The sequence below is a fragment of the Streptomyces sp. NBC_01283 genome (assembly GCF_041435335.1).
Lineage (GTDB): Bacteria > Actinomycetota > Actinomycetes > Streptomycetales > Streptomycetaceae > Streptomyces.
Map to the genome: position 1 here is coordinate 2,229,393 of NZ_CP108430.1, position 22,228 is coordinate 2,251,620.

General features: G+C 70.9%; 23 protein-coding genes. 13 read left to right on the forward strand and 10 right to left on the reverse strand.

What is annotated here, in order from left to right; genetic code table 11:
• Positions 1-29: 29 nt before the first annotated feature.
• The 8 genes from OG302_RS10120 to OG302_RS10155 all read right to left on the reverse strand — a co-directional run bounded on the left by OG302_RS10120 (position 30) and on the right by OG302_RS10155 (position 8,748).
• On the reverse strand, positions 30-1,382 hold the full coding sequence (locus tag OG302_RS10120) for an NAD(P)/FAD-dependent oxidoreductase (RefSeq protein ID WP_371526468.1): 1,353 nt from the start codon (positions 1,380-1,382) through the stop codon (positions 30-32).
• A 61-nt stretch (positions 1,383-1,443) separates the two neighbouring features.
• Positions 1,444-2,907 (reverse strand): MFS transporter, encoded by a 1,464-nt coding sequence (locus tag OG302_RS10125; protein ID WP_371526469.1) that lies wholly within the window; start codon positions 2,905-2,907, stop codon positions 1,444-1,446.
• A 48-nt stretch (positions 2,908-2,955) separates the two neighbouring features.
• The gene (locus OG302_RS10130; protein ID WP_371526470.1) at positions 2,956-4,245 is read right to left on the reverse strand and encodes a wax ester/triacylglycerol synthase domain-containing protein; all 1,290 of its coding nucleotides are present in this window, start codon (positions 4,243-4,245) and stop codon (positions 2,956-2,958) included.
• Between the two features lie 67 nt (positions 4,246-4,312).
• Positions 4,313-4,561 carry an acyl-CoA carboxylase epsilon subunit gene (locus tag OG302_RS10135; RefSeq protein WP_371526471.1) on the reverse strand — a complete coding sequence of 83 codons (249 nt, stop codon included), beginning with the start codon at positions 4,559-4,561 and terminating at the stop codon, positions 4,313-4,315.
• A complete protein-coding gene (locus OG302_RS10140) occupies positions 4,558-6,102 on the reverse strand; it encodes an acyl-CoA carboxylase subunit beta (RefSeq protein ID WP_371750081.1) in 1,545 nt (514 codons plus the stop codon). Before OG302_RS10140 ends, OG302_RS10135 begins: the two co-directional genes overlap by 4 nt.
• A gap of 226 nt (positions 6,103-6,328) precedes the next feature.
• Positions 6,329-6,709 (reverse strand): LuxR C-terminal-related transcriptional regulator, encoded by a 381-nt coding sequence (locus OG302_RS10145; protein WP_371526472.1) that lies wholly within the window; start codon positions 6,707-6,709, stop codon positions 6,329-6,331.
• A 303-nt stretch (positions 6,710-7,012) separates the two neighbouring features.
• On the reverse strand, positions 7,013-7,834 hold the full coding sequence (locus tag OG302_RS10150; RefSeq protein ID WP_371526473.1) for an IclR family transcriptional regulator: 822 nt from the start codon (positions 7,832-7,834) through the stop codon (positions 7,013-7,015).
• A gap of 260 nt (positions 7,835-8,094) precedes the next feature.
• Entirely contained in the window at positions 8,095-8,748 is a 654-nt protein-coding gene (locus OG302_RS10155) for a winged helix-turn-helix transcriptional regulator (protein WP_371526474.1), read from the reverse strand.
• Positions 8,749-8,832: 84 nt separating this feature from the next.
• Between OG302_RS10155 and OG302_RS10160 the strand changes: the two genes are divergently transcribed.
• From OG302_RS10160 to OG302_RS10210, 11 genes are all read left to right on the forward strand, one after another.
• A complete protein-coding gene (locus OG302_RS10160) occupies positions 8,833-10,044 on the forward strand; it encodes a pyridoxal phosphate-dependent aminotransferase (protein ID WP_371526475.1) in 1,212 nt (403 codons plus the stop codon).
• Positions 10,045-10,067: 23 nt separating this feature from the next.
• Entirely contained in the window at positions 10,068-10,676 is a 609-nt protein-coding gene (locus OG302_RS10165) for a peptidase (RefSeq protein ID WP_371526476.1), read from the forward strand.
• Positions 10,677-10,711: 35 nt separating this feature from the next.
• The gene (locus tag OG302_RS10170) at positions 10,712-11,947 is read left to right on the forward strand and encodes an FAD-dependent monooxygenase (protein ID WP_371750082.1); all 1,236 of its coding nucleotides are present in this window, start codon (positions 10,712-10,714) and stop codon (positions 11,945-11,947) included.
• Between the two features lie 84 nt (positions 11,948-12,031).
• Positions 12,032-13,339: a VWA domain-containing protein gene (locus OG302_RS10175; RefSeq protein WP_371526477.1), complete on the forward strand. Its 1,308-nt coding sequence runs from the start codon at positions 12,032-12,034 to the stop codon at positions 13,337-13,339.
• Entirely contained in the window at positions 13,339-14,133 is a 795-nt protein-coding gene (locus tag OG302_RS10180) for a hypothetical protein (RefSeq protein ID WP_371526478.1), read from the forward strand. The genes OG302_RS10175 and OG302_RS10180 overlap by 1 nt, the downstream gene beginning before the upstream one ends.
• Before the next feature lie 77 nt (positions 14,134-14,210).
• Positions 14,211-14,804 (forward strand): histidine phosphatase family protein, encoded by a 594-nt coding sequence (locus tag OG302_RS10185; protein ID WP_361838809.1) that lies wholly within the window; start codon positions 14,211-14,213, stop codon positions 14,802-14,804.
• A 53-nt stretch (positions 14,805-14,857) separates the two neighbouring features.
• Positions 14,858-15,442 carry a TerD family protein gene (locus tag OG302_RS10190; protein WP_371526479.1) on the forward strand — a complete coding sequence of 195 codons (585 nt, stop codon included), beginning with the start codon at positions 14,858-14,860 and terminating at the stop codon, positions 15,440-15,442.
• A 120-nt stretch (positions 15,443-15,562) separates the two neighbouring features.
• Entirely contained in the window at positions 15,563-16,468 is a 906-nt protein-coding gene (locus OG302_RS10195) for a TIGR03619 family F420-dependent LLM class oxidoreductase (RefSeq protein ID WP_371526480.1), read from the forward strand.
• A gap of 103 nt (positions 16,469-16,571) precedes the next feature.
• On the forward strand, positions 16,572-17,219 hold the full coding sequence (locus OG302_RS10200) for a hypothetical protein (protein WP_371526481.1): 648 nt from the start codon (positions 16,572-16,574) through the stop codon (positions 17,217-17,219).
• Positions 17,220-17,261: 42 nt separating this feature from the next.
• Positions 17,262-17,684, forward strand: a complete 423-nt coding sequence (locus tag OG302_RS10205; RefSeq protein WP_371526482.1) for an acyl-CoA thioesterase — start codon at positions 17,262-17,264, stop codon at positions 17,682-17,684.
• A 103-nt stretch (positions 17,685-17,787) separates the two neighbouring features.
• A complete protein-coding gene (locus OG302_RS10210) occupies positions 17,788-18,600 on the forward strand; it encodes an SAM-dependent methyltransferase (RefSeq protein WP_371526483.1) in 813 nt (270 codons plus the stop codon).
• A gap of 47 nt (positions 18,601-18,647) precedes the next feature.
• Here the strand turns inward: OG302_RS10210 and OG302_RS10215 are convergent, their stop codons facing one another.
• Complete coding sequence (locus OG302_RS10215) at positions 18,648-19,043, reverse strand: winged helix-turn-helix transcriptional regulator (protein WP_371526484.1); 396 nt, start codon at positions 19,041-19,043, stop codon at positions 18,648-18,650.
• Between the two features lie 75 nt (positions 19,044-19,118).
• On the opposite strand from OG302_RS10215, the gene OG302_RS10220 reads away from it, so the two are divergent.
• Both OG302_RS10220 and OG302_RS10225 read left to right on the forward strand, forming a co-directional pair.
• Positions 19,119-20,624: an MFS transporter gene (locus OG302_RS10220; protein ID WP_371526485.1), complete on the forward strand. Its 1,506-nt coding sequence runs from the start codon at positions 19,119-19,121 to the stop codon at positions 20,622-20,624.
• A gap of 114 nt (positions 20,625-20,738) precedes the next feature.
• Positions 20,739-21,671, forward strand: a complete 933-nt coding sequence (locus OG302_RS10225; RefSeq protein WP_371526486.1) for a hypothetical protein — start codon at positions 20,739-20,741, stop codon at positions 21,669-21,671.
• Between the two features lie 20 nt (positions 21,672-21,691).
• Here OG302_RS10225 and OG302_RS10230 read toward each other — a convergent pair whose 3' ends face one another.
• The gene (locus tag OG302_RS10230) at positions 21,692-22,126 is read right to left on the reverse strand and encodes an ATP-binding protein (RefSeq protein ID WP_371526487.1); all 435 of its coding nucleotides are present in this window, start codon (positions 22,124-22,126) and stop codon (positions 21,692-21,694) included.
• Positions 22,127-22,228 lie beyond the last annotated feature (102 nt).

Genomic DNA, 22,228 nt, shown 5'->3' on the forward strand with positions numbered 1-22,228 from the left:
GACGCGGGGTGCGCGCGCGAGGCGGTGGCTCAGGCGGCCAGGTACTGGCCCATGGGCCCGAGGTTCTTCGCCACGAGCCGGTCGGCGGTGCGGGTCGCGCCGGGGATGTGCCGGGGCGTCCCACGGGCCAGCCAGCGCACCATGCGCAGCTTCCAGCCCGGCGCGGCGCCGGGCTCCAGGTGGTCGAGCAGGGCGTGGATGCTGTCCGGTGAGTAGAACTCCGCCGGGTGGACCATCGTGGCGAACATGCCGACCATCGCGCGGCCGTGCGTGGGGCTGCGGTGCATGGCCTGGATGAACGCCAGTTCCTCCCGCGAGTGGTTCGCGATCGTCGCGTGGTCGCGGGTGTAGCGGTAGTGGCCGGTGACCAGGGCGTCGCGGTCACGGGCGTAACCGGCGAGGGCGGACGACAGCGATTCGCTGCCGCCCAGGCCCGATCCGATGGCGGCGGCGAGGAGTTCGGCGCCGCGCAGTCCGTCGGTGATCCCGGCGGCGGTGATCGGGTCACGGGTGTAACCGGCGTCTCCGGCGAGGGCCCAGCCGGGGCCGTGCGAGAGGCGCAGGAAGTTGGGCACGGACCCGGTCATCCAGCGGTCGACGCGCTTGGTCTCGCGCAGCAGCTGGGCCCGCTCCGGGTCCACCTCCTCGAACGCGGAGATGACCGTACGGTCGCGGTCCTCGTCGCTGGTGGCCTTGAAGTCGGCCACCGGCAGGGCCACTCCCACGATGGTGAGCCCGTCGTGGGTCGGCCAGGTGAACGCGTGCTTGCCGTTGTGGCGGTAGGTGCGGACCCGCCCGTCGTGCGGCAGGCCCTCCCAGTAGGACCAGTGGCTCTTGTTGAGGACCGGGTGCGCGTCGTACTTCGGTGCGTCCAGGAGCCGGGCCAGGGTCGAGTTGGAGCCGTCGGCGCCGACGACGACGCGGGCGTGTTCGACGACGGGGGTACGGTCCGCCGTCTCGCCGCGTATACCGGTGACCGTGCCGTCGTCGTCGGTGATCAGCTCACGGACGGAGACGCCCGCGCGCAGTTCCGCCCCGGACTTGACCGCGGCGTCCAGCAGGATCTGGTCGAGCTTGCTGCGCTCCGGCGAGTACGCCTCGTCCACCCCGTCCTCGGCGGGCAGCCTGGCCATCAGCTCCACCGGGCCGCTGCGCAGCCCGTACTCGGTGATGGGCGGGCAGCCGGTGGCCTTCAACTCGTCGAGCAGGCCCCACCGTTTGAGGCGCAGGATGCCCGGCGGGTGGACCAGGTTGGTCGCCGCCGCCTTGCCGCCGGGGAACACGGCCCGGTCGAGGAGGAGCACCTTGTGGCCGGCCCGGGAGAGCAGCATGGCCGTGGAGGCGCCGCTGATCCGTGCGCCGACAATGATTGCGTCGTACATCTCGACTCCTGCCACTGGCTGGTCGTCTGCGGGCGATTGCGTACGGGGGTGTCCGGGGCCGTCAGTGCCGCGAGGGCTCAAGACGGTCCGCGGGCTCGGCGCCGCTGGTGTCCGGGCGCTCCTCTTCCTGCCACGCGGCGCCGTTCTCCTTGGAGCGGCGCGGTGCGACGAGGATGGCGACGCAGCCGAGGGCCGCGATTCCGGCGCCGATCCAGGTGGCAGGCACCAGGCCGTCCACGAAGTCCTGCGGCGAGGCGTATCCGCCCTGCGCGGTGAACACCGACGTCAGCACCGCAACGCCGAGCACACCGCCGAGCTCACGGAAGGTGTTGTTGGCGCCGGAGGCGATGCCCTGGTCGCGCGGGGCGACGATGTTCATGGCCATCTCGGCGACGGGCGCGAAGAACAGTCCGAGCCCGATGCCGCCGAGCACGAGGCCGGGGACCTGGTCGGCGTACGCGGTGTGCACCTCGGTCACCAGGGCGAGCCAGCCGAGGCCGACGGCCTCGAACAGCAGACCCGCGGCGACCACGAGACGGTTGCCGAACCGGGCGGAGAGCAGCGCGGTGAGCGGGGCGACGAGGACGGGCATCGCGGTCCACGGCAGCATCCGCACACCCGCTTCGAGCGGCGAGAAGCCCTGGATGTTCTGCATGAACTGGGTCAACAGGAACACCAGGCCGAACATGGCGGCGAACATCAGCAGGCTGGCCGAGTTGACCGCGCTGAACGACCGGTTGCGGAACAGCCGCATCGGCAGCATCGGGTGGCGGGCGCGCAGCTCCCAGAGGACGAAGGCCGCGAGGATCACCGCTCCGGCGATCAGGTAGATCAGCACATGGCTGTCGGCCCAGCCGTACTCGGTGGTCCGGACGAGGGCGAACACCACGCCGAACATGCCGAGGCACACCAGGATCGTGCCCACCGGGTCGAGCGTGCTCTCCGGGTGCTTGCTCTCGGCGAGCTTCCACAGGCTGAGGGCCAGTACCAGCACGCCGATCGGCACGTTGACCCAGAAGATCCACTCCCAGGAGATCTTCTCGACGACGGCGCCGCCGATGAGCGGTCCGAGCGCGACGGCGAGTCCGCTCAGCGCACCCCAGACGCCCAGGGCGAGTGCGCGTCGGCGGGCCGGCACGGCGACCGTCAGGAGGGTCAGGGTCAGCGGCATGACGATGGCGGCGCCGAAGCCCTGCACGGCGCGGGCGATGATCAGCTGCTGGGAGGTGTCGGAGAGCGCGCACGCCGCCGATGCCGCGGTGAAGACGACGAGGCCCACCACGAACATCCGGCGGCGGCCGAAGCGGTCACCGGCCGCCGCACCGGCCATCAGGAAGACCGCGAAGGACAGGGTGTAGGCGTTCACCGTCCATTCGAGGTCCTGGAGGCTCGTGTCGAGGGACTCCTGGATGGCGGGCAGGGCGGTGATGACGACCAGGTTGTCGAGCGCCGCCATGAAGACGGCGAGGCCGGTGACGATCAGGGTCCACACGGAATGACCGCGTGAACTGGACCGACTGGGCATGGGGAACCTTCCGGAAGGTGGGTGGCGGGTGGGGGGAAGGGCAACCGGCTAGGCCGCCGGCCGTGCGTCCATCCCGTCGAGCTCGTCGAGGGCCTCGCGCCACAGCGCCGCCAGCCGGTGGGCACCCGGCAGCCTGCGGTCGTACAGGAAGCTCACCTGTACCCGTGAGCCGCAGGACAGCAGCGTCACGGACAGGGCGTTGCCCGGCAGCAGCACGCCGAGCGGGATGACGTCCACCACCGGGTCCTCGCGGAAGGAAAGACAGGCGGGGAGCGTGTAGTTGGAGGCGTAGAGCGGTGAGGCGCGGGGGCTGAGCAGGCGCTTGACCGTCCAGCGGATCAGGGACGCGGGCAGCAGCGCGATCAGGGCCCTGCTGGCGGGGCGCAGGCCGTTGGAGCGCATGCGCTGGGTGCTGGCGACGAGTTGCGCGAACGCCTCGGCGGGCGGCACCTTGCGGCCGGGCAGGGTGACGACGGCCGTGGTGAGGTGGTTGCCGACGGCGTCCTCCTCGCCCGTGTACCGGGTGCTCAGCGGCATGCGGACGGGCACGGGTGACGCCCGGAACACCGAGCGCGCGTCGCGGCGGCCGTCGCCGGTCGCGCTCCAGGCGGACAGTGCGCCCCACAGCGCCATGAGGAAGGCGTCATTGACGGTGCCGCCGAACCCGCGGCCCAGTTCGCTCAGTTCACGCCGGGTCGCGCTCGTGCTGCACACGGCCAGGTTCTCCGCGGAGGGGCACGGCGCCTTGGGCCAGAGCCTGCCGGGTGCGAGCCCTCGCAGCATTCCGGCGCCCACGCTGAGCGCGCCGTGCAGCAGCTCGACGGGACCGGAGGTGAACAGCGGTCCGGTGCGCCGTCCGTCGCGCTCACCGCCCCGGGAGGTCCGGTCCGGGATCGGGGTGCCGAACAGGACGGCGGCGACGTGGGCCGCGCCCATCCCGTCCTCCAGGGCGTGGTGGACGCGGTAGCAGACGGCGTACTCGTCGTCGGCGTAACCGTGCACGAGGTGGATCGTCCACAGGGGGCCGCTCTCGCACAGCGGCCGGCCGGCCAGTGCGCTGAGCACCTCGTCCAGCGAGGTGCCGGCCGGCAGCTTCAGTTCCTGCACGTGGTCGCGCAGGTCGAAGCCGGAGCAGGGGGCGCGGAACGCGCCGCGCCGTCCGGTCACCGCGCGGTGGGTCAGCCGGGGCAGGCCGGGCAGCCGCTTCGCCAGGTGGTCGTGGAGCTGGTCCAGCGAGGGCGCCGTCCCGCGGAAGCGCAGGAACTGCCCCTGGAGCAGGCCGAGTTCCCGGTCCATCGCGAGGAATACCTCGTCGATCGGGTTGAGTGGATGTTTCACTATCCGCTCCCAGTCGATTGTGTGGGGGAATCCGGCGTCGGTACGGCGAGGCCGCCCGGGCGGCGGCTCATGCCGTGCCCCGGGCGCGGCCCGCGGGGCCGGGCCGGTGACTGCCGCCGGAGCGCCACGATCCGGCGGGCCGGGTACGGCCGTCGCCGCCCGCCCAGCGCGCGTGCGCCGGGCCCGGTGCCGCCTGCGGCGCTGCCGCGTCCGCCCGCTGGGCCAGCGCCCGCAGGACGGCGGTGACGGCGGCCAGTTCGACGTCGTCGGGGCGTCCGCGCAGCACCGTGAGCGCGGTGTCCGCCGGGGCCGTCACGCGGGCGGGTTGCCGTGCTTGCGCGACGGCAGGTCGACGTCCTTGCTGCGCAGGACACGCAGCGCCTCTATGAGCGAGGAGCGGGTCTGCGCCGGATCGATGACATCATCGATGAGTCCGCGCTCGGCGGCGTAATAGGGGTGCATCAGCTCCGTCTTGTACTCCTTGACCAGCTGGGCCCGGGTCGCCTCCGGGTCGTCCGCGGCGGCGATCTCCCGGCGGAAGACGACGTTCGCCGCTCCCTCCGCGCCCATCACCGCGATCTCGTTCGTCGGCCAGGCGTACGTCAGATCGGCGCCGATGGACTGTGAGTCCATGACGATGTACGCCCCGCCGTAGGCCTTGCGCAGCACCAGGGAGATGCGCGGCACGGTGGCGTTGCAGTACGCGTAGAGCAGCTTCGCGCCGTGCCGGATGATGCCGTTGTGCTCCTGGTCCACGCCGGGCAGGAACCCCGGCACGTCGACGAGGGTGACCAGGGGGATGTTGAAGGCGTCGCAGGTGGTGATGAACCTGGCGGCCTTCTCCGAGGCGTGGATGTCCAGGGCGCCGGCCAGTTGGGACGGCTGGTTGGCGATCACGCCGACGGTCCGCCCGTCCATCCGGGCCAGCGCGCAGATGATGTTGCCCGCCCAGCCCGCGTGCGTCTCCAGGAGTTCGCCGTCGTCGACGATCTCCTGGATCACCGTGCGCATGTCGTACGGCCGGTTGCCCTCGGCGGGGACGAGGTCGGCGAGCCCGTCGGTCCTGCGCTCGGCCGGGTCATCCGATTCGAGGACCGGCGGCATCTCCCGGTTGTTGGAGGGCAGCAGCGAGAGGAGGTAGCGCACTTCCTCCAGGCACTCGGCCTCGTCGTCGTAGACGAAGGCGGCGACGCCGGAGACCGTGCCGTGGACGTCGGCGCCGCCCAGGCCGTTCTGGGTGATCTTCTCGCCCGTCACCGCCTGGACCACGTCGGGTCCGGTGATGAACATCTGGGAGGTCTCACGGACCATGAAGACGAAGTCGGTGAGGGCCGGCGAGTAGGCCGCGCCGCCCGCGCACGGGCCGAGCATCACCGATATCTGCGGGATGACGCCCGATGCCCTGGTGTTGCGCTGGAAGATGCCGCCGTATCCGGCGAGCGCGGAGACGCCCTCCTGGATGCGGGCTCCCGCACCGTCGTTGAGCGACACCAGCGGGGCACCGGCCTTGACGGCCATGTCCATGATCTTGTGGATCTTCGTGGCGTGGGCCTCGCCGAGGGAGCCGCCGAAGATGCGGAAGTCGTGGGCGTAGGCGAAGACCGTGCGGCCGTGGACGGTGCCCCAGCCGGTGACCACACCGTCGGTGTGGGGCCTGCGGTCCTCCAGGCCGAAGCCGGTGGCTCGGTGTCTGCGCAGCTGCTCGACCTCGGTGAACGAACCCTCGTCGAAGAGGAGTTCCAGGCGTTCACGGGCGGTCAGCTTGCCGCGGGCGTGCTGCGCCTCGGTGGCGCGTGCGCCGGGCCCCTCTTCGGCGGACCGGCGGATGGCGTGCAGGTTGCCGATGCTGTCCCGCATGCCGGGCGGGCCGGGCTCGGGCGGATGCGCCGTACGGTGCTGCGTCGGGCTCCCGGCGAGAGCCGCGGGCTTGGCCGGCATGGGCGTGTCCTTTCTCCGTCACCGCGAAAATGGAAGGGGAAAGCAGCGGGTCCGCCGCAGTCGGCGGGCCTGCTGGATGCGCTTTCCGGGAAGTCCTGAAGAAGACCGGGCCCCTGGCCTCGCGTCTCCCTTTCCAGAAATAAAACTATCTGGCGTTCCTTCGGCAGGGAACTGCACTTTGGTACAGGCGGCGGTCGGAGTGGGCGACAAGGCCTGCCTGTAACCTGGATTCAACACCCAATTTACTGAGCACCTGCGCCACATGAAACTTGACCGTGCGTTCGGCGATGTCGAGCCGCCGCGAGATACTGCGGTTGGAATAGCCCTCACCGAGCAGTTCGAACACTTCCCGCTCTCGTACGGAGAGCAGCGGCACCCGGGCCAACTCGGCTTCCCATGATGTGTGCTGAAGACCACTCCGGCCGACGGAACCGCTGGCGTCCGCGTCCTGCGCGGTGCAGCTCACCCGCTCTTTCCCCGTCCCGTCCTTCGGTGTGTGCGAACGGGCAACCACAGCGCGGACCAAGGCAACTCCCCCATGACAGCGAATCCGGAGCTTCAGAACTCCGGCTTTCCTGCCTACGAGTATTGGCCACCCGCACCTGGGTTTGTCAAGAAACGCCAACGCTCTCCCGCAGGACGAGAATCCGGGCGCCGCCAATCCCGGCACGTGAGAAACGGCAGTCGTTTCTCACGTGCCGAGAAGCAAACATTGTGTGAAGGCCGACCGACTCAGCATGCCATCTGGAGGCGGTATTATGACAGCGACATTAAATCGCGATTTCGGCTTCGATTCCGCGGAACTCACGCCTGCGGAAGTGAAGTCAGGTCAGAAAGAGCTGGCGGTCTCCGCCGACCAGGCGCCGGGCCCACCGGTCTCGGTGAACGCGTCGGCGGCCTCCTTCATGGCCCGCAGCACACTGGCCGGCCACTGCGGCATGGCGTGCTTGGGCTTGAGCACCGAGACGGAGCCCATGATCAGCCCGTCCCAGCGGACGGGCGCCGCAAGGCCGTTCCAGCCCGCGGCACACTCCTCCGAGTCGACGGCCACCCCTTGCTCGCGCACCGCCTTGAGGGAGGTGAGCAGGGCACCTTGGTCCCGGAACGCCCCCGGTCCCGCCTCCACGGGAGGCGGTTCCGCGAGCACGCCCTCCTGGATGACCTCCGGCAGGTGGGCGAGGATCGCCCGCCCACAGGCCCCCGTGCGCAACGACTGGAAGACCAGCAGGAGCGCGCGCCTGCTGATGCCGAGTTCCGCCAGGTCGGAGTCGCCGACGGCCATGTCCAGGCACTGTTTCCTGGCCCCGCCGAACGGGGCGAGACCGAAGAGGAAAACGAGTCCCCCGTCGGTCGCCTTCCGCAGGTCCTCCAGCACCTCGTGCGCCACATCGGTGTTGGGCGCGTGCGTGAGGGCCTTCAGGCCGAGCCGCGCGGCGCCGGGGCCGAGCCGGTAGAGGCCGCGCCCCTCTCGTACGAATATCCCGTCATGGATGCCGGACTGCAGAATGCGATGGACCGTCGAGTCGTCGAGGCCGGTCGTCTCGGCCAGCTCCCCGGGACCGTGCACCTGCCCTTCGAGCTCGGTGAAGGCACTCTGGACCCGGAAGACCCGGACGGCGTGATTGCTTCCCTGATTACCGTTCTTGACCATGTTCCCCGTTCCCCTGTTGGGCGCCCTCGCCGGCGCCAACCGCCCGTGCCCGACAAAACGACACGGACCCCTACGACCCTAACGTCGCCTGCCCGGTATGCCGACTGTGTGATCATGAACATTGCGACACGCGGGGCGGGACGTTTACGGGTGGGGAGCGAAAGCCCAACGGAGCGCTGCCCGGACGCAGTTGGAGAGGATCATTCAGGGTCGGGAAGTGGCCATAATCACTACCGCCCGCGCCGGGTCACGAGCGCCCCTCAGGATTCCCGGAGCACCTTCGCGAGCACGCCGTCGCCCGACAGCTCGATGCGGCCGGCCCGCACCCCCTCCCCCACGGTCAGCGCGCCCCGGCTCACCTCCACGCAGGTCTCCGAGTCCAGCACCAGGCGGACGTCGGGCGCCGCGAGTGAGGGTCCGTCACCACAGGACTCCGCCCCGCCCCCGACCCGCAGGTGGAACGCGCCCTCGTCCAGGCACACTTCCACCACTCCTTCGGCGCCGAGCCCCGCCAGGCCGCGCAACAGGGGGAGCGCGAACCAGTGGGCACGGACCGCGTCCGTCGGAGCCCGCTCCTGGAGGGCGGGCGCACCCCAGGTCGCCAGCGCCTGGAGCACCGGCAGCAAGGCACGCCCCCGCTCGGTCAGTTCATAGACGTACGCGGCCGAGGGCGGGGGAAGGCGGCGGCGCGTCGTCAGACCCTCGCGCTCCATGTCCTTGAGCCGCGACGCCAGGACGTCCGTGCTCACGCCCGGCAGGTCGGCGTGCAGGTCGGTGTAGCGGCGCGGCCCGACCAGGAGCTCACGGACGATCAGCAGGGTCCAGCGGTCGCCGACGGCGTCGAGGGCCCGGGCGGCGGCGCAGTACTGGTCATAGCTTCGGCGGGACCTGGTGACAGGTGGCGTGCGACCCATGCGGCACAGTCTATGCAAGTTGTTGGACTTTCCAAGCTCCCGCTTGGTAAAACCAAGTAACTCACGTCACGGGAGGCACAGCGCATGGAGTTCCGGCAGTCCAGCAAGCTCAGCGAGGTCTGTTACGAGATCCGGGGCCCGGTCATCGAGCACGCCAACGCCCTGGAGGAGGCGGGCCACAGCGTCCTGCGCCTGAACACCGGAAACCCCGCGCTCTTCGGCTTCGAGGCGCCCGAGGAGATCGTCCAGGACATGATCCGGATGCTCCCCCGGGCACACGGCTACACGGACTCGCGCGGCATCCTCTCGGCCCGCCGCGCCGTCGCCCAGCGCTACCAGGCGCTCGGCCTCGACGAGGTCTCCGTGGACGACGTCTTCCTGGGCAACGGCGTCTCCGAGCTGGTCACCATGGCCGTCCAGGCGCTTTTGGAGGACGGCGACGAGGTCCTCGTCCCCGCGCCGGACTTCCCGCTGTGGACCGCCGTGACGACCCTCTCCGGGGGCAAGGCCGTCCACTACACGTGCGACGAGTCCGCGGACTGGTACCCGGACCTGGACGACATGGCGTCGAAGATCACCGACCGCACGAAGGCCGTCGTGATCATCAACCCGAACAACCCGACGGGCGCGGTGTATCCGAAGGAGATCCTGGAGGGCATCCTCGACCTCGCGCGCCGCCACGGCCTGATGGTCTTCGCCGACGAGATCTACGACCAGATCCTGTACGACGACGCCGTCCACCACAGCGTCGCGGCCCTCGCCCCCGACCTCGTCGTCCTGACCTTCTGCGGGCTCTCCAAGACGTACCGCGTGGCGGGCTTCCGCTCGGGCTGGCTGGTCGTCACGGGCCCGCGGCAGCACGCGAAGAGCTACCTGGAGGGGCTGACCATGCTCGCCTCCATGCGGCTGTGCCCGAACGCCCCCGCCCAGTACGCCATCCAGGCCGCGCTCGGCGGCCGCCAGTCCATCCGCGAGCTCACCGCTCCGGGCGGCAGGCTGTACGAGCAGCGCGACATGGCGTGGCGGAAGCTGAACGAGATCCCCGGCGTCTCCTGTGTGAAGCCCAAGGGCGCCCTCTACGCCTTCGCGCGCCTGGACCCCAAGGTGCACGCCATCCACGACGACGAGAAGTTCGTCCTGGACCTGCTCCTCCAGGAGAAGATCCAGGTCGTCCAGGGCACGGGCTTCAACTGGCCGCGCCCCGACCACTTCCGCATCCTGACGCTCCCTTACGCTGACGACCTCGACGCGGCGATCAGCCGCATCGGCCGCTTCCTCAGCGGCTACCGCCAGTAAGAACGCATGACGACGGGGGTCGCGTGTCTCTCTGCTCCACCTGCCAGGTCCCTTCGCTCACCCAGTTCGCCTCGCCCGACCTCGTCGAGCGGATCGTGTACGGCGGCCACGACCGGGCCGCCGACCCGGCCTGGGCCGAATCGGGCGCCGCCACCCTCGACGACTACGCCCGCTGGTGCGGCCATCTGTGCGGTCTGACGTGCCTGCGGATGGCGCTCGGCCCGTCCGCGCCCCCGCTCTTCGAGCTGCGGGACGGCGCGCTGAAGTACGGCGGGTACACGGAGGATGCCGACGGCACGATCCGCGGGCTGATCTACGCCCCGTTCGCGGAGTACGTGCGGGAGGTGCACGGCGTCAACGCCACGGTGCACCGGCATCTCACGGTGGACGAGATCACCGGCCTGCTCGACGAGGGCCGCTCGGTCATGGTCTCGGTGCACTACGAGATCCGCCGCCCGCACCGGCCCTCGCCCGGCCGGGGCGGCCATCTGGTGCTGGTCACGGGACGTTCCGCGGACGGCGGTCTGCACCTGCACAACCCGTCCGGGATCGACGCGGGGACGCGGATGGCGGACATGTCACTTTCGGCCTTCGAACCGTTCTTCGCCGGACGCGGGGTGTCCTTGCCCTGACAGAGGGTCATCCTTGCTGCCAGGATGGCGCGATGATGCGTGGAGGCAAGGTCGCCGTCGTGGGTGGAAGCATCGCCGGATGCGCCGCCGCACTCGCCGCGTACCGCGGTGGCGCCGATGAGATCACGGTGTACGAGCGGGCCGCGGGACATCTGGCGGACCGCGGTGTCGGGCTCGCGGTGCACAACTCCCGTTACGCGGAGCTCGATTCCGCCGGGTATCTGGACGCGGACATGCCGTGGGTGCAGCTGGAGCGGCGCCGCTGGTACGTGCGGGACGGGACGGCGGCCGGGCCGCTGGGGCACGAGGTCGGGGCGATGCCGTTCCCTTTCCGTACTTACAACTGGGGTCCCCTGTGGCGTGAGTTGCGCGGCCGTGTACCCGAGTCCGTGGCCTTCCGGACGGGTGTGACGGTGGAGGACGTACGCCCGGGGGCCGAGGGCACGGAGGGCGCCGAGGTGGTCACAGCCGAGGGCGCCGAGCGGGTCGACCTGGTGATCGGTGCCGATGGCTACCGCTCCGTGGTCCGCGGGGCGGCGTTCCCCACCGTGCGTCCCGCGTACGCGGGTTATCTCGCCTGGCGGGGCGCCTTCCCGGTCGACCGCCTTGCCGACCCGGAGCTGTGGGCGAAGGAGGACTGCGCCTACGTCGTCTTCCCCGGCGGCCACGTCATCGTCTACCGCATCCCCGACGGAGTCGGCGGGCACCGCGTCAACTGGGTCCTGTACACGGCACCGCCGCCGGACCTCGATCTGGGGCTCGGCCTCGACCTGCGGCTCACCGCGCCCACCAGCCTGCCGCCCGGCGGGCTCACGGAGGCCCTCTCCTCTCATCTCACGTATGTGTGCGACGAGTTGCTGCCTCCCTACTGGGGCGACCTCGTGCGTGCGACCACTCCCGACGAGCTCTTCCTCCAGCCGATGTACGACTTCACGGCGCCCCGCTACACCTCGGGCCGTGTGCTCCTGATGGGCGACGCGGCCACCGTCGCCCGGCCGCACACCGGGGCGGGCGCGGTCAAGGCGCTGCAGGACGCGACGGTCCTGGAGTCCGCCTTCGCCACGGCCACGACCTGGCCGGACGCGCTCGACACGTACGACACGGACCGCACCGTCGCCGGGGCCGCCATGGTCGACCTCGGGCGGCGCCTGGGCCGCGCGCTCGTCGAGGAGACGCCGCCGTGGCGGTCGATGGACCAGACGGCGCTGGAGACGTGGTGGAAGCAGGCCGACGGGGGCGGGGCGTTCGGAGGCCGTGAGCTGAGGCGGTGATCCGCGCTCCCGAGCCGAAGCGGTGAAGGACGATACCCACCTGCCGGTTTGGGTATGCACCGCCAAGATCAATAAGATCCGGCGATGATCACAAGACAACGGCTGGCGGCCGGGGCCCTCGCCCTGCTCGCCGCCCTGAGCGCCGGGCTCGGCACCGCGGGCCCCGCCGCGGCCGACGGCGAAGAACCGGCACAGCCCTCCCCCAAGGTCGAGCTGCTCCTCGACGTCAGCGGTTCGATGCGGGCCCGCGACATCGACGGCAAGTCCCGGATGGCCGCGGCGAAGCAGGCGTTCAACGAGGTGCTCGACGCCACGCCGGACGAAGTCCAGCTGGGCATACGGACGTTGGGCGCCAACTACCACGGCGACGACCGCAAGACGGGCTGCAAGGACACCGAGCTCCTCTATCCGGTCGCGGAGCTCGACCAGGCGGGGCGCACCGACGCGAAGACCGCGGTGGCCACGCTGGCGCCCACCGGCTGGACGCCGATCGGCCCCTCGCTCCTGAAGGCCGCCGACGACCTCAAGGACGAGGACAAGGAGCGCAGCCGCCGCATCGTCCTCATCTCCGACGGCGAGGACACGTGCCAGCCGCTCGACCCCTGCGAGGTGGCCCGCAAGATCGCCGCCGAGGGCATCCACCTCACGGTCGACACGCTCGGCCTGGTGCCGGACGCCAAGACCCGCGACCAGCTGAGCTGCATCGCGGAGGCCACCGGCGGTACGTACACGTCGGTGCGGCACACCGATGAACTCTCGGGCCGCGTCAAGCAGTTGGTCGACCGCGCGGCTGACCCCGTCGCCACTCCGGTGGCGGCCGAGGGCGCCGCCCAGTGCTCCGAGGCCCCGCAGCTCAAGGCGGGCGTCTACACCGACCGGGAGAAGTTCGGCGAGCACCGCTGGTACCGCGTCGACGTCAAGCCCGGCCAGGAGTTGCGCGCTTCCGTCAGCGTCGGCGCCGACCGCGCGGTGAACCAGGACTACGGCGTGCTGCTGCGCGCCTCGACGACGCACGGGCGCGAGATCGTGCGCGGCTCCGAGGCGGGCGACGGACGCACGGACGTGATCTCGACCGGTCTGCGCTATCCGAAGCCGGAGTCGGACGACGAGGCCGGTGACGGCGGTGACGGCGATGAGCCCGCCGCCGAGACCGTGTGTCTCCAGGTCAGCAACTCCTTCTCGGCGCCCTCCTCGGTCAAGACGACCCCGGGTCTGCCCGTGGAGCTGGCCGTCGACCTGGTGGACGCGCCCGACGAGGCGTCGGACGTGGCGTCCTTCGGCCTGGGCAACGGCTGGTGGCTGCTCGGCGTACTGATCCTCACCGGCTTCGTCGCCGGTCTGGTCTGGGGCTGGGTCTCGCGCTGGCGCTTCGCGGTCTGGAGGACCAACTGATGCGTACGACACGTGTGCTGAGCCGGGCCGGCCTACTGGCCGGCGCCGCGCTGCTCGCCCTCTCGGGGGCCGCGGGCGCGGCTTTCGCCGACGACTCCGACGACTCGGGCGACAAGTCCGCCGCGCCGACCGAGGCCGGTACGTCCTTCCGTACGGCGACGGCGATCCGTCCCGACCAGGAGGCGACGGCGGAGGCGTCCACCGGCGACTACCTGTACTGGTCGTTCCCCGCGGACATCGGACAGCGCCCCACCGTGCACGCCACGGTGAAGCTGCCGAAGGACGCCGCCCGGCACGGCGACTCCACCTGGCAGGTCGATGTCTACGACGGGCTGCGGCGCCGCCAGGCGTGCCGGTTCGGGGCGCAGACGAAGACGGCCGCGCAGGACGCCGCCACGGTCGAGCTGTCCTGCACGCTGCGCACCGTGCGCGCCTTGGCCGAGCCGTGGGCCAACGACCCGCTGCCCGGCACGTACTACGCGCGCCTGACGGTCACCGGCCTCAAGGCGGACGACCTGGGGCTTCCGATGCGGGCAGCGACGAAGGTCACGTCGAGCGACGCGGGCGGTGCGCAAGCGGTGGACGGCGCGCTCGCGGAGCCCTTGGTTCCGGGCATCGGCACGAAGATGGCGGCGGAGTCCGGTGAGCCGGAGGACGGCTGGGCCTCGGGCCGGTGGTCGTCCCGCTGGCTGTGGACCGCGGGCGGCGGCGTTCTCGGCGCCCTCGCGGGCATCGGGGGCTACTGCCTGACGCGCGGCTCGGGCCGCCCGGCGCGCGTACCTGCGGGGATCTAATCTCGGTGGTGGCCGGACCGGGCTTCTCGCCGGTCCGGCCACCACCGACAGACTCGACAGACAGGAAGTTCCGCACCATGGGTGACCTGCTCCTCGTCCGGCACGGCGAGACCGAGTGGTCGATGAACGGCCGGCACACCAGCTGGACGGACATCCCGCTCACCGAGAACGGCAAGGAGCAGGCGCGGGGGCTCGCATCGCTGGTGGGGCGGTTCCGGATCGGGGCGGCGTTCACGAGCCCCCGGACGCGTGCCAGGGAGACGGCGGAGCTGGCCGGGTTCCCGGATGCCCGGGTGGACCCCGACCTGGGCGAGTGGGACTACGGGGCGTACGAGGGGGTCACGACGGTGGAGATCCACCGCACCCGCCCCGACTGGTATCTGTTCACGGACGGAGTGGCGCCGGGTCCCGCCGAACACCCCGGTGAGACCCCGGAGCAGGTCGGTGAGCGGGCCGACCGGATGCTGGCGAAGGTCGACGCCGCGCTCGCCAACTACGAGAGCAGCGTGGTCCTCTTCGCGCACTCCCACTTCCTCCGGGTGCTGACGGCCCGGCGCCTCGGACTGCCGGTGTCCGGTGGGTCGTTGTTCCAGCTGGCCACGGGAACGGTCTGCCGCCTCAGCACGGAGCACGGCCGCCCGGTGGTGGCGAGCTGGAACATTCGGCCATGAAAACAGGCAGACTCTGTCTCATATAGCACTCTCTCCACCATGAAGGATCGCGAATGATCACGCTCAAGAAGGAAGACGGACCGGCGGATCTGGGCGGCGTGACCCGTCTGTCCATAGGGGTGTCCTGGGACCCGACCGTCGGCAGCAGCGGCGGTCTGCTGGGCAAGCTCCGTCAGAAGGCCGGCACCGACCTCGACCTGATCGCCATCGCGATGGCGGGGGCGGACCCGGTGCGCCTCGCGGGCCTCGACTCCCTTGACCCGCTGGGCAACGGCTCGCTGGTGCACAGCGGCGACAACCAGACGGGCAAGGGCGACGGCGACGACGAGACGGTCACCGTCGAGTTCGAGCGCGTCCCGGACAACATCACGTCCATCGTGTTCGTCGCCGCCGCGTACAAGAAGCGCAGCGCCTTCCAGAACGCGCGCAACATCAGCTTCAAGGTGTACGACGCCACGGGCGGCAGCACCCAGCAGGTCGCCGACATCTGGCCGAGCCTGCTCACGAACGACAACGGCTGCGCCGTGGCCAAGGCGATCCGCGAAGGTTCGGCCTGGAAGCTCCAGGTCATCAACGAGACCGGCAAGATCAAGCAGGGCGACGAGCAGGCCCTGATGCGCTTCGCGATGAGCAAGTAGCGCACGTAGCGGGAGTCCGGGCCGGTCGCACCACCGCGGCCGGCCCGGTTGCGGACCCAGCCCGGCTGCGAACACGGCCCGGTTCGACACGCACCCCCAAGATCATCAAGACTTGCCGTCATGCGATACGGCGTGAACCTCCTCAACTTCGGCTCCGGCACCACCCCCGACTCCCTCGTCCGGCAGGCGACCGACGCCCGCGAACTGGGCTTCGGCTTTGCGATGATCTCCGACCACATAACGGTCACCCCCGACGTGCACGCGGTCTATCCGGCCCCGTTCTACGACCAGTTCGTGCTCGCCGCGCATCTCGCGGGCCGCGTACCGGGGCTGCGGCTCGGCACGACGATCACCGTGATCCCCTACCGCCACCCGCTCCAGACCGCCCGCCTGGCCGCCAACATCGACCAGCTCAACGAAGCGGGCTTCATCCTCGGCGCCGGTGTCGGCTGGTCCCGCGCCGAGTACGAGGCGCTGGGTGTCCCGTTCGAGGAGCGCGGCGCCATCACCGACGAGTACCTCACCGCGATCCGCGCCGCGTGGGCCGAGGAGACGACCTCCTTCCAGGGCCGGTACGTCGCCTACGAGGACATCCGCAACGCCCCCGCCCCCGCGACGCCCCTGCCCGTCTGGGTCGGCGGCAACTCCCCCGCCGCCCAGCGCCGCGCCGCCCGGCTCGGCGAGGGCTGGCACCCGTTCATGCCGACGCTCGAAGCCGTGCGCACGGCGCTGCCCCGGATCGCGGCGGAGGCCGAGGCCGCCGGGCGCCCCGCCCCGGACCTGGTGCCCCGCCTGCAGCTCAAGCTCACCCCGCAGCCGGACACGGCGGACCGCCCCCTCGGGCACGGCAGCGTCGACCAGCTCCGCGCCGACCTGGAGGCCCTGGCCGGGCTCGGCGCCACGGACGTGCTGCTCGACACCTACCCCGGCACGCCCGGCGAGCGCGGCACCGCAGACGACGACCGGCGCACGCTGGAGCTCGTCGCCGACAAGGTGGTCGACCCCGCCACGGGAACGGTTCGCTGAGCCGGCAGCCGTCATCCACCGACAGGTGACGTCCGGCGGTCGTTGTCAGTGGTGCGAGGCACTATCGGAACCAGGCAGATGGACCTGGGGAAGAGGTGGGCTCATGACGAAGCCTCCGACGGCCGCTCAGCGGCGCATCATCGAGGCCGCCGACCCGGCGACGGGACGGCTGGCCGGGAGCGAGGCACTGCTCGCGGGACTCGTGCGCCACCGCCTCGCCTTCCGGCACCCCCGTCCGCCGCACGCCTATTTCCTGACGCCCACGGGTCATCGCATACGGGAGGGCACGGAGAGCTCTCCCGCCGCCGAAGCTCCCGGCCCTCCCCCGGCGGCTCCCGTGGCGTCCGGTCTCTTCGCCGCCCGCACCGGCGCCGAGCCCGAGCCGCCGCCGGGCGCCGCGGTCAACCCGGCGGCCCGCGCCCGTGACGTACGCAGCGCCTGGGAGGGCCTCCTGGAGATGCGCCGCATGACCAATCCGGACGGTGCGCGGGGCCGTCCCTGCGCCTGGGAGCGGACGCATCTGGTGCAGGCCGCGGCGCTGGCCCTGGAGGCGGCGGGCTGCCCGCCGGGTCCCGACGGCTACCGGGTGGGCGAGACACCGCAGCCCGAGGCCGTCGCCGTACGCGATTCGGCAGCCGAGAGACTGCGGGCGTGCGCGACCGCCCTGGAGGCCGCGGGCTGGCAGGTCAGCGAACACACGGAGCGGCCTCATGGCGCGCGCTATCTCCTGGCCTCGCCCCGCAGAAGCTAGGCGATCTTGGAACCATTGATGGGAACCGTCGAAAGGAATGCCGTGTCCGAGCAGTTTTCCGTGAGCATCAGCGTCCGTGGGTACGAGACGGACTCGCAGGGCCACCTGAACCAAGCCGTCTACCTCCAGTACGCCGAGCACGCCCGCTGGTCGGTGCTGCGCGCGGCGGGCATCGAGCAGGCCGATCTGCTCGCCAAGGGGGTGGGCCCGGTCGCCCTGGAGAACACCATCCGCTACTTCAGCGAGCTGCGCGCGGGCGACGAGGTGGAGGTGACCTGCACCTTCGTGTGGGGCGAGCGCAAGACGTTCCGTATCGAGCAGTCGATCCGCAAGACGGACGGCACCCAGGCCGCGGAGGTGCACGCCGTCGGTGGCCTCCTGGACCTGGCCGAACGCCAGATGGTGACCGATCCGCGCGAGTACTTCAGGGCGCTGGCGGACGACCCGACGGTGATCGGCCTCTGACCGGCACCCCGAAAACCCGGGAATCCGGGAATCCGGGAACTCGATTGGCGGGTGATCGTTCTTTCAAGTACCAGCAGAGCCCGATCACTTACCGGAGGCCCCCGTGTCGGACCGCGACCCCCAAGCCGAAGCAGCCGCGGAGATACGCGCGCGCATCGACACCAGCACGCCGCACTCCGCGCGCTTCTGGAACTACTTCGTGGGCGGCAAGGACAACTACGAGAAGGACCGCGAACTGGGCGACCACATCAAGGGGATCCACCCCGGCCTGGTCGACGTGGCGCGTCTGAGCCGGCAGTTCCTCGGCCGCGCGGTCCGGCATCTGGCGACGGAGCAGGGCATCCGCCAGTTCCTCGACATCGGCACGGGCCTGCCGACCGCCGACAACACGCACGAGGTCGCCCAGCGCGTGGCCCCGGACTCCCGGATCGTGTACGTCGACAACGACCCGCTCGTCCTCGCCCACGCCCGCGCGCTGCTCACCAGCACGCCCGAGGGCCAGACCTCGTACATCGACGCCGACCTCTACTCCCCCGAGGCCATCCTGGAGTCGGCGAGCGCGACCCTCGACCTCTCCCGGCCGGTCGCCCTGATGATCCTCAACACCCTTGGCCACGTGGGCGATTACAAGGAGGCGCGCGAGCTGGTGTCCCGGCTCATGGCGGGCCTGCCGTCCGGCAGCTATCTGGTGATCAGCGACAGCACCGCCACCAGCGAGGGCATGATCGCGGCGTCGAACGCTTACAACAAGAGCGGCGCGATTCCCTACCACGTACGCAGCGTGGAGGAGATCGGCGGCTTCTTCGACGGCCTCGACCTGGTGGATCCCGGCGTCTCCCAGGTCACCCGGTGGCGCCCCGACTCCGAGGACGCCACACCGGTCGACGCGTACGGCGCGGTGGCCCGCAAGCCGTAGCCACATCGCCACCTCGCCACCCGCAGCGCGCCCACGAGCGGCGGGGGCTACGCGTCCACCAGCCCCCGCTTCTCGTCGTAGTCCGCGCGCGACTCCGCGATCGTCACCCGGTGCCGCTCCGCCCACCCCGTCAGGGTCAGCAGCGTGCCGTGCAACTCCTGGGCGATCGTCGTCAGTTCATACTCGACCTTCGGCGGAACCGTCGGGTATACCGTGCGCGTGAGCAGGCCGTCGCGCTCCAGGTTCCGCAGGGTCAGGGTCAGCATGCGGCGGCTGATGCCCTCGATGCTGCGCTCCAGCTCGGTGAAGCGGATGGGGCCGTGGGCCGCCGCGACCAGGATCGAGATGCTCCATTTTCCCACCACCCTGTCAAGAACTTCCCGCAGCGGGCACGCCTCGGCGTTCACCACCTGCGCCGTAACACCGGTGTTCCCTTGGGACATCAAAGTTCCTCCTTCACCCGGCCTCCATGGTCACGCACGATGAACCCCGTTACAAGTCGTGCACCTATGCAGTTCATGGAGGTTCTCATCGTGTCCGAGGCCAAGGAACGTCCCACCGCACCACGCTCCCGCCGGGCTTCGCTCGCCGTGCTGTCCTCGGGTCTTCTGATGACGATCATCGACGGCAACATCGTCACCGTCGCGATGCCGGCCATCCAGAGCGACCTCGGCTTCTCGGCGCCGGGCCTCGCCTGGGTCGTGAACGCCTACCTCATCGCCTTCGGCGGTCTGCTCCTCCTCGCGGGCCGGCTCGGTGATCTCATCGGCCGCAAGCGGATGTTCGTCTCGGGCCTCGCCGTGTTCACCGCGGCATCGGTGCTGTGCGGAGTCGCCACCGACCAGGGCCTGCTCATCGCGGCACGCGCCGTGCAGGGCGTAGGCGGGGCGATGACCTCGGCGGTCGTACTCGGCATGCTGGTGGCGCTCTTCCCCGAGCCGCGCGAACAGGCCAGGGCCATCGCGGTGTTCAGCGCGGTCGGCGCGGCGGGCGGCGCGCTCGGCACGTTCCTGGGCGGTGCGCTCACCGAACTCCTCACCTGGCACTGGATCTTCCTGATCAATCTGCCGATCGGGGCCGTCGCGTTCGTCGCGGCGGTACGCGTCCTGGCCAACGACCGCGGCACGGGTCTGGCAGGGGGCGCCGACTACCCGGGCGCGGCGCTCGTCACCGGAGCGCTGATGCTCACCGTCTACACCATCGTCGGCTCCGCGGAGCACGGGACGCCCGCCACGCTCGCGCTCGCCGCACTCTCCCTCGCCCTGTACGCCGCCTTCGCCGTGCGCCAGACCCGCACGGCCCGCCCCCTGCTGCGCCTGCGCGTCTTCCGCTCCCGCATCCTGACCGGCGCCAACGCCGTGCAGATCCTGATGATCGCCGGGATGTTCGGCTTCCAGTACATCGGCGCGCTCTACTTCCAACGGGTGCTCGGATACGGCGAGTTGAAGACCGGATTCGCGTTCCTTCCCGCACCCGTGGTCATCGGTGTCCTGATGGTGGGCCTGTCCGCCAGGGTGATCGGCCGCTTCGGCCCGTACCGTTCGCTGCTCGCGGGGCTCGTCCTCATCACGGCCGGTCTCGCCCTGCTCGGCCGGCTGCCCGCCGACGGTTCGTACGTCGTCGACGTGCTCCCCGCGATGCTGCTGCTCGGCGCCGGGTTCGCGGCGGCGATGCCCGCGGTGACGGGGCTCGCGATGTCCGGGGCACGCGAGGAGGACGCGGGTCTGGCATCCGGGCTCTTCAACACCACGCAGGTGGTGGGCGGTTCACTGGGTCTCGCGGTGCTGACCACGCTGGCGGCCGGCCGCACGGAAACCCTCCTCGCGGACGGCGGGCAGACCGTGGCGGCCACGGCCGACGGCTACCGCCTCGCCTTCTGGGTGGCCACGGGCATCGCGACCGCGGGCCTCGCCCTGGCCGCCGTACTGCTCCGCCCGGAGCGCGGGACGACCGCCTCCTCCGATGCGCACACCCCCGCCACCGCCGCGGTCGAGCAGGAACACCGCGAGCACGTGGCGGCGTGAAGCGCCTGTTAGACCGATCCGGGTACGCCCCTTGCCTCACGGATGGCCGGGCCATTACGGTCCGGCCAGCCGTGAATCTACGCGCGTCGTGCACCAATCGAGAGGTCCCTGACCATGCGTAAGACCGTTCTGTCCGCAATGACCGCACTGGGCGCGGGAATTGCCCTCGCGCTCAGCACCGGCCTGTCAGCGGCGCAGCCGGAGTCAGGACGGTGGCACCAGGTCGGGGACGACATGAAGTCCGGTATCAGCGGGCTCGCCGTCACCTCTCGTTCGGGTGACGATCTTCGCGCCCTCGTCGTACGCGACAACAAGCGGCCCGGCGAGAACCGCATCGCCGAGGTGACCCACCGCGCCGGCCGGCCCGCCGAGGTCGCGGCGATCACCTGGCAGGACGGCATCGAGCCGGTCGACCTGGAGGCGGTCGACGCGGTGCCGGGGACGTCCGACGAGTACGTGGCCGTGGCCAGCCGCGGGCTCGCCTACCACGTCAAGCTGACCGACGCCGGGGAGAGCGCGGAGGTCCTGGACATCACACCGCTGCCGTCGATCGGATCGGGCGACAACTTCGAGAGTTTCACGCTGACCTCACGGCACGGGAAGACGGCGGCGGTCTGGGCGGACCGGGGCGAGGGCGCGGACCGCCCCGCGACGCTCTACGCGGCGCGGTTCTCGGTCAACTCCTACGGTGAGTCGAAGTTCGGCGCGGTGCACAAGGCGACCCTCCGCGCGCCGTACCCGACGGGGAACGTGCGCCACGCCTCCGACATCGAGGTAACCAAGTCGGGCCGCATCCTGGTCAGTTCGGCGTCCGACGCCGGTGACGACGGGCCGTTCGACTCCGCCGTCAGCGACGCGGGCAAGCTGACCGTCACCTCCGCCGGAAAGGTGCGGCTGTCCGTCGACAGGTCGCCCGAACTCCTCGGCACGTTCAAGGGTTACAAGATCGAGGCCCTGCACTGTGTCCCCGGCTCCGACCTCGCGGCCCTCGGCACGGACGACGAGAACGCGGGCGGCTCCCTCACCACGCGCCACCTCTGCGACTGACACCCGCATGGACGAGGCGGTCAGCGCCCTGGAGCGGTGACGTCGGCCCACACCGTCTTGCCGACGTCCCGCCCGACCACGCCCCACACGTCGGCCAGCGCCGCCACGATGACGAGCCCCCGGCCCGAAGCAGCCTCGGGCACGGGTAGTTCGGTCACCCCGGACGGCCTGCGCTCGCTCAGGGTGTCCGACACCTCGATACGCAGCGTGTGCGCGTGGAGCGCCAGGCGGAGCTCGAAGTCACGGCCGGGCACGCGGCCGTGGGTCACGGCGTTCGCCGCGAGCTCGGCGACGATCGCCTCGACGGCGTCGGACAGCTCACTGTCGTACGGGATGCCCCAGCTGTCCAGGTGATACCTGGTCAGCCTGCGTGCGAGGCGAGCGCCGCGGGGCGTGGAACTCAGGCGCTGGGTGAGTTCCCGCAGGGGCGTGGCGGGTTGGGCTTGGGTCGGCATGGCAGCCACCGTGGCCGTACCGGTGGCCGTGCACCAGCAACCAAACTCGTACGCTCCGTCAGCGTACGAGTACAAAGGGTGGACAGGTGGGGTAACGGACCG

Excerpts from the sequence above, each read along its gene's own strand:
- OG302_RS10120 (WP_371526468.1), bottom strand. The coding sequence starts at position 1,382 with ATGTACGACGCAATCATTGTCGGCGCACGGATCAGCGGCGCCTCCACG.
- OG302_RS10125 (WP_371526469.1), bottom strand. The coding sequence starts at position 2,907 with ATGCCCAGTCGGTCCAGTTCACGCGGTCATTCCGTGTGGACCCTGATC.
- OG302_RS10140 (WP_371750081.1), bottom strand. The coding sequence starts at position 6,102 with ATGCGGGACAGCATCGGCAACCTGCACGCCATCCGCCGGTCCGCCGAA.
- OG302_RS10150 (WP_371526473.1), bottom strand. The coding sequence starts at position 7,834 with ATGGTCAAGAACGGTAATCAGGGAAGCAATCACGCCGTCCGGGTCTTC.
- OG302_RS10155 (WP_371526474.1), bottom strand. The coding sequence starts at position 8,748 with ATGGGTCGCACGCCACCTGTCACCAGGTCCCGCCGAAGCTATGACCAG.
- OG302_RS10160 (WP_371526475.1), top strand. The coding sequence starts at position 8,833 with ATGGAGTTCCGGCAGTCCAGCAAGCTCAGCGAGGTCTGTTACGAGATC.
- OG302_RS10170 (WP_371750082.1), top strand. The coding sequence starts at position 10,712 with ATGCGTGGAGGCAAGGTCGCCGTCGTGGGTGGAAGCATCGCCGGATGC.
- OG302_RS10175 (WP_371526477.1), top strand. The coding sequence starts at position 12,032 with ATGATCACAAGACAACGGCTGGCGGCCGGGGCCCTCGCCCTGCTCGCC.
- OG302_RS10180 (WP_371526478.1), top strand. The coding sequence starts at position 13,339 with ATGCGTACGACACGTGTGCTGAGCCGGGCCGGCCTACTGGCCGGCGCC.
- OG302_RS10185 (WP_361838809.1), top strand. The coding sequence starts at position 14,211 with ATGGGTGACCTGCTCCTCGTCCGGCACGGCGAGACCGAGTGGTCGATG.
- OG302_RS10190 (WP_371526479.1), top strand. The coding sequence starts at position 14,858 with ATGATCACGCTCAAGAAGGAAGACGGACCGGCGGATCTGGGCGGCGTG.
- OG302_RS10195 (WP_371526480.1), top strand. The coding sequence starts at position 15,563 with ATGCGATACGGCGTGAACCTCCTCAACTTCGGCTCCGGCACCACCCCC.
- OG302_RS10200 (WP_371526481.1), top strand. The coding sequence starts at position 16,572 with ATGACGAAGCCTCCGACGGCCGCTCAGCGGCGCATCATCGAGGCCGCC.
- OG302_RS10215 (WP_371526484.1), bottom strand. The coding sequence starts at position 19,043 with ATGTCCCAAGGGAACACCGGTGTTACGGCGCAGGTGGTGAACGCCGAG.
- OG302_RS10220 (WP_371526485.1), top strand. The coding sequence starts at position 19,119 with ATGGAGGTTCTCATCGTGTCCGAGGCCAAGGAACGTCCCACCGCACCA.
- OG302_RS10225 (WP_371526486.1), top strand. The coding sequence starts at position 20,739 with ATGCGTAAGACCGTTCTGTCCGCAATGACCGCACTGGGCGCGGGAATT.
- OG302_RS10230 (WP_371526487.1), bottom strand. The coding sequence starts at position 22,126 with ATGCCGACCCAAGCCCAACCCGCCACGCCCCTGCGGGAACTCACCCAG.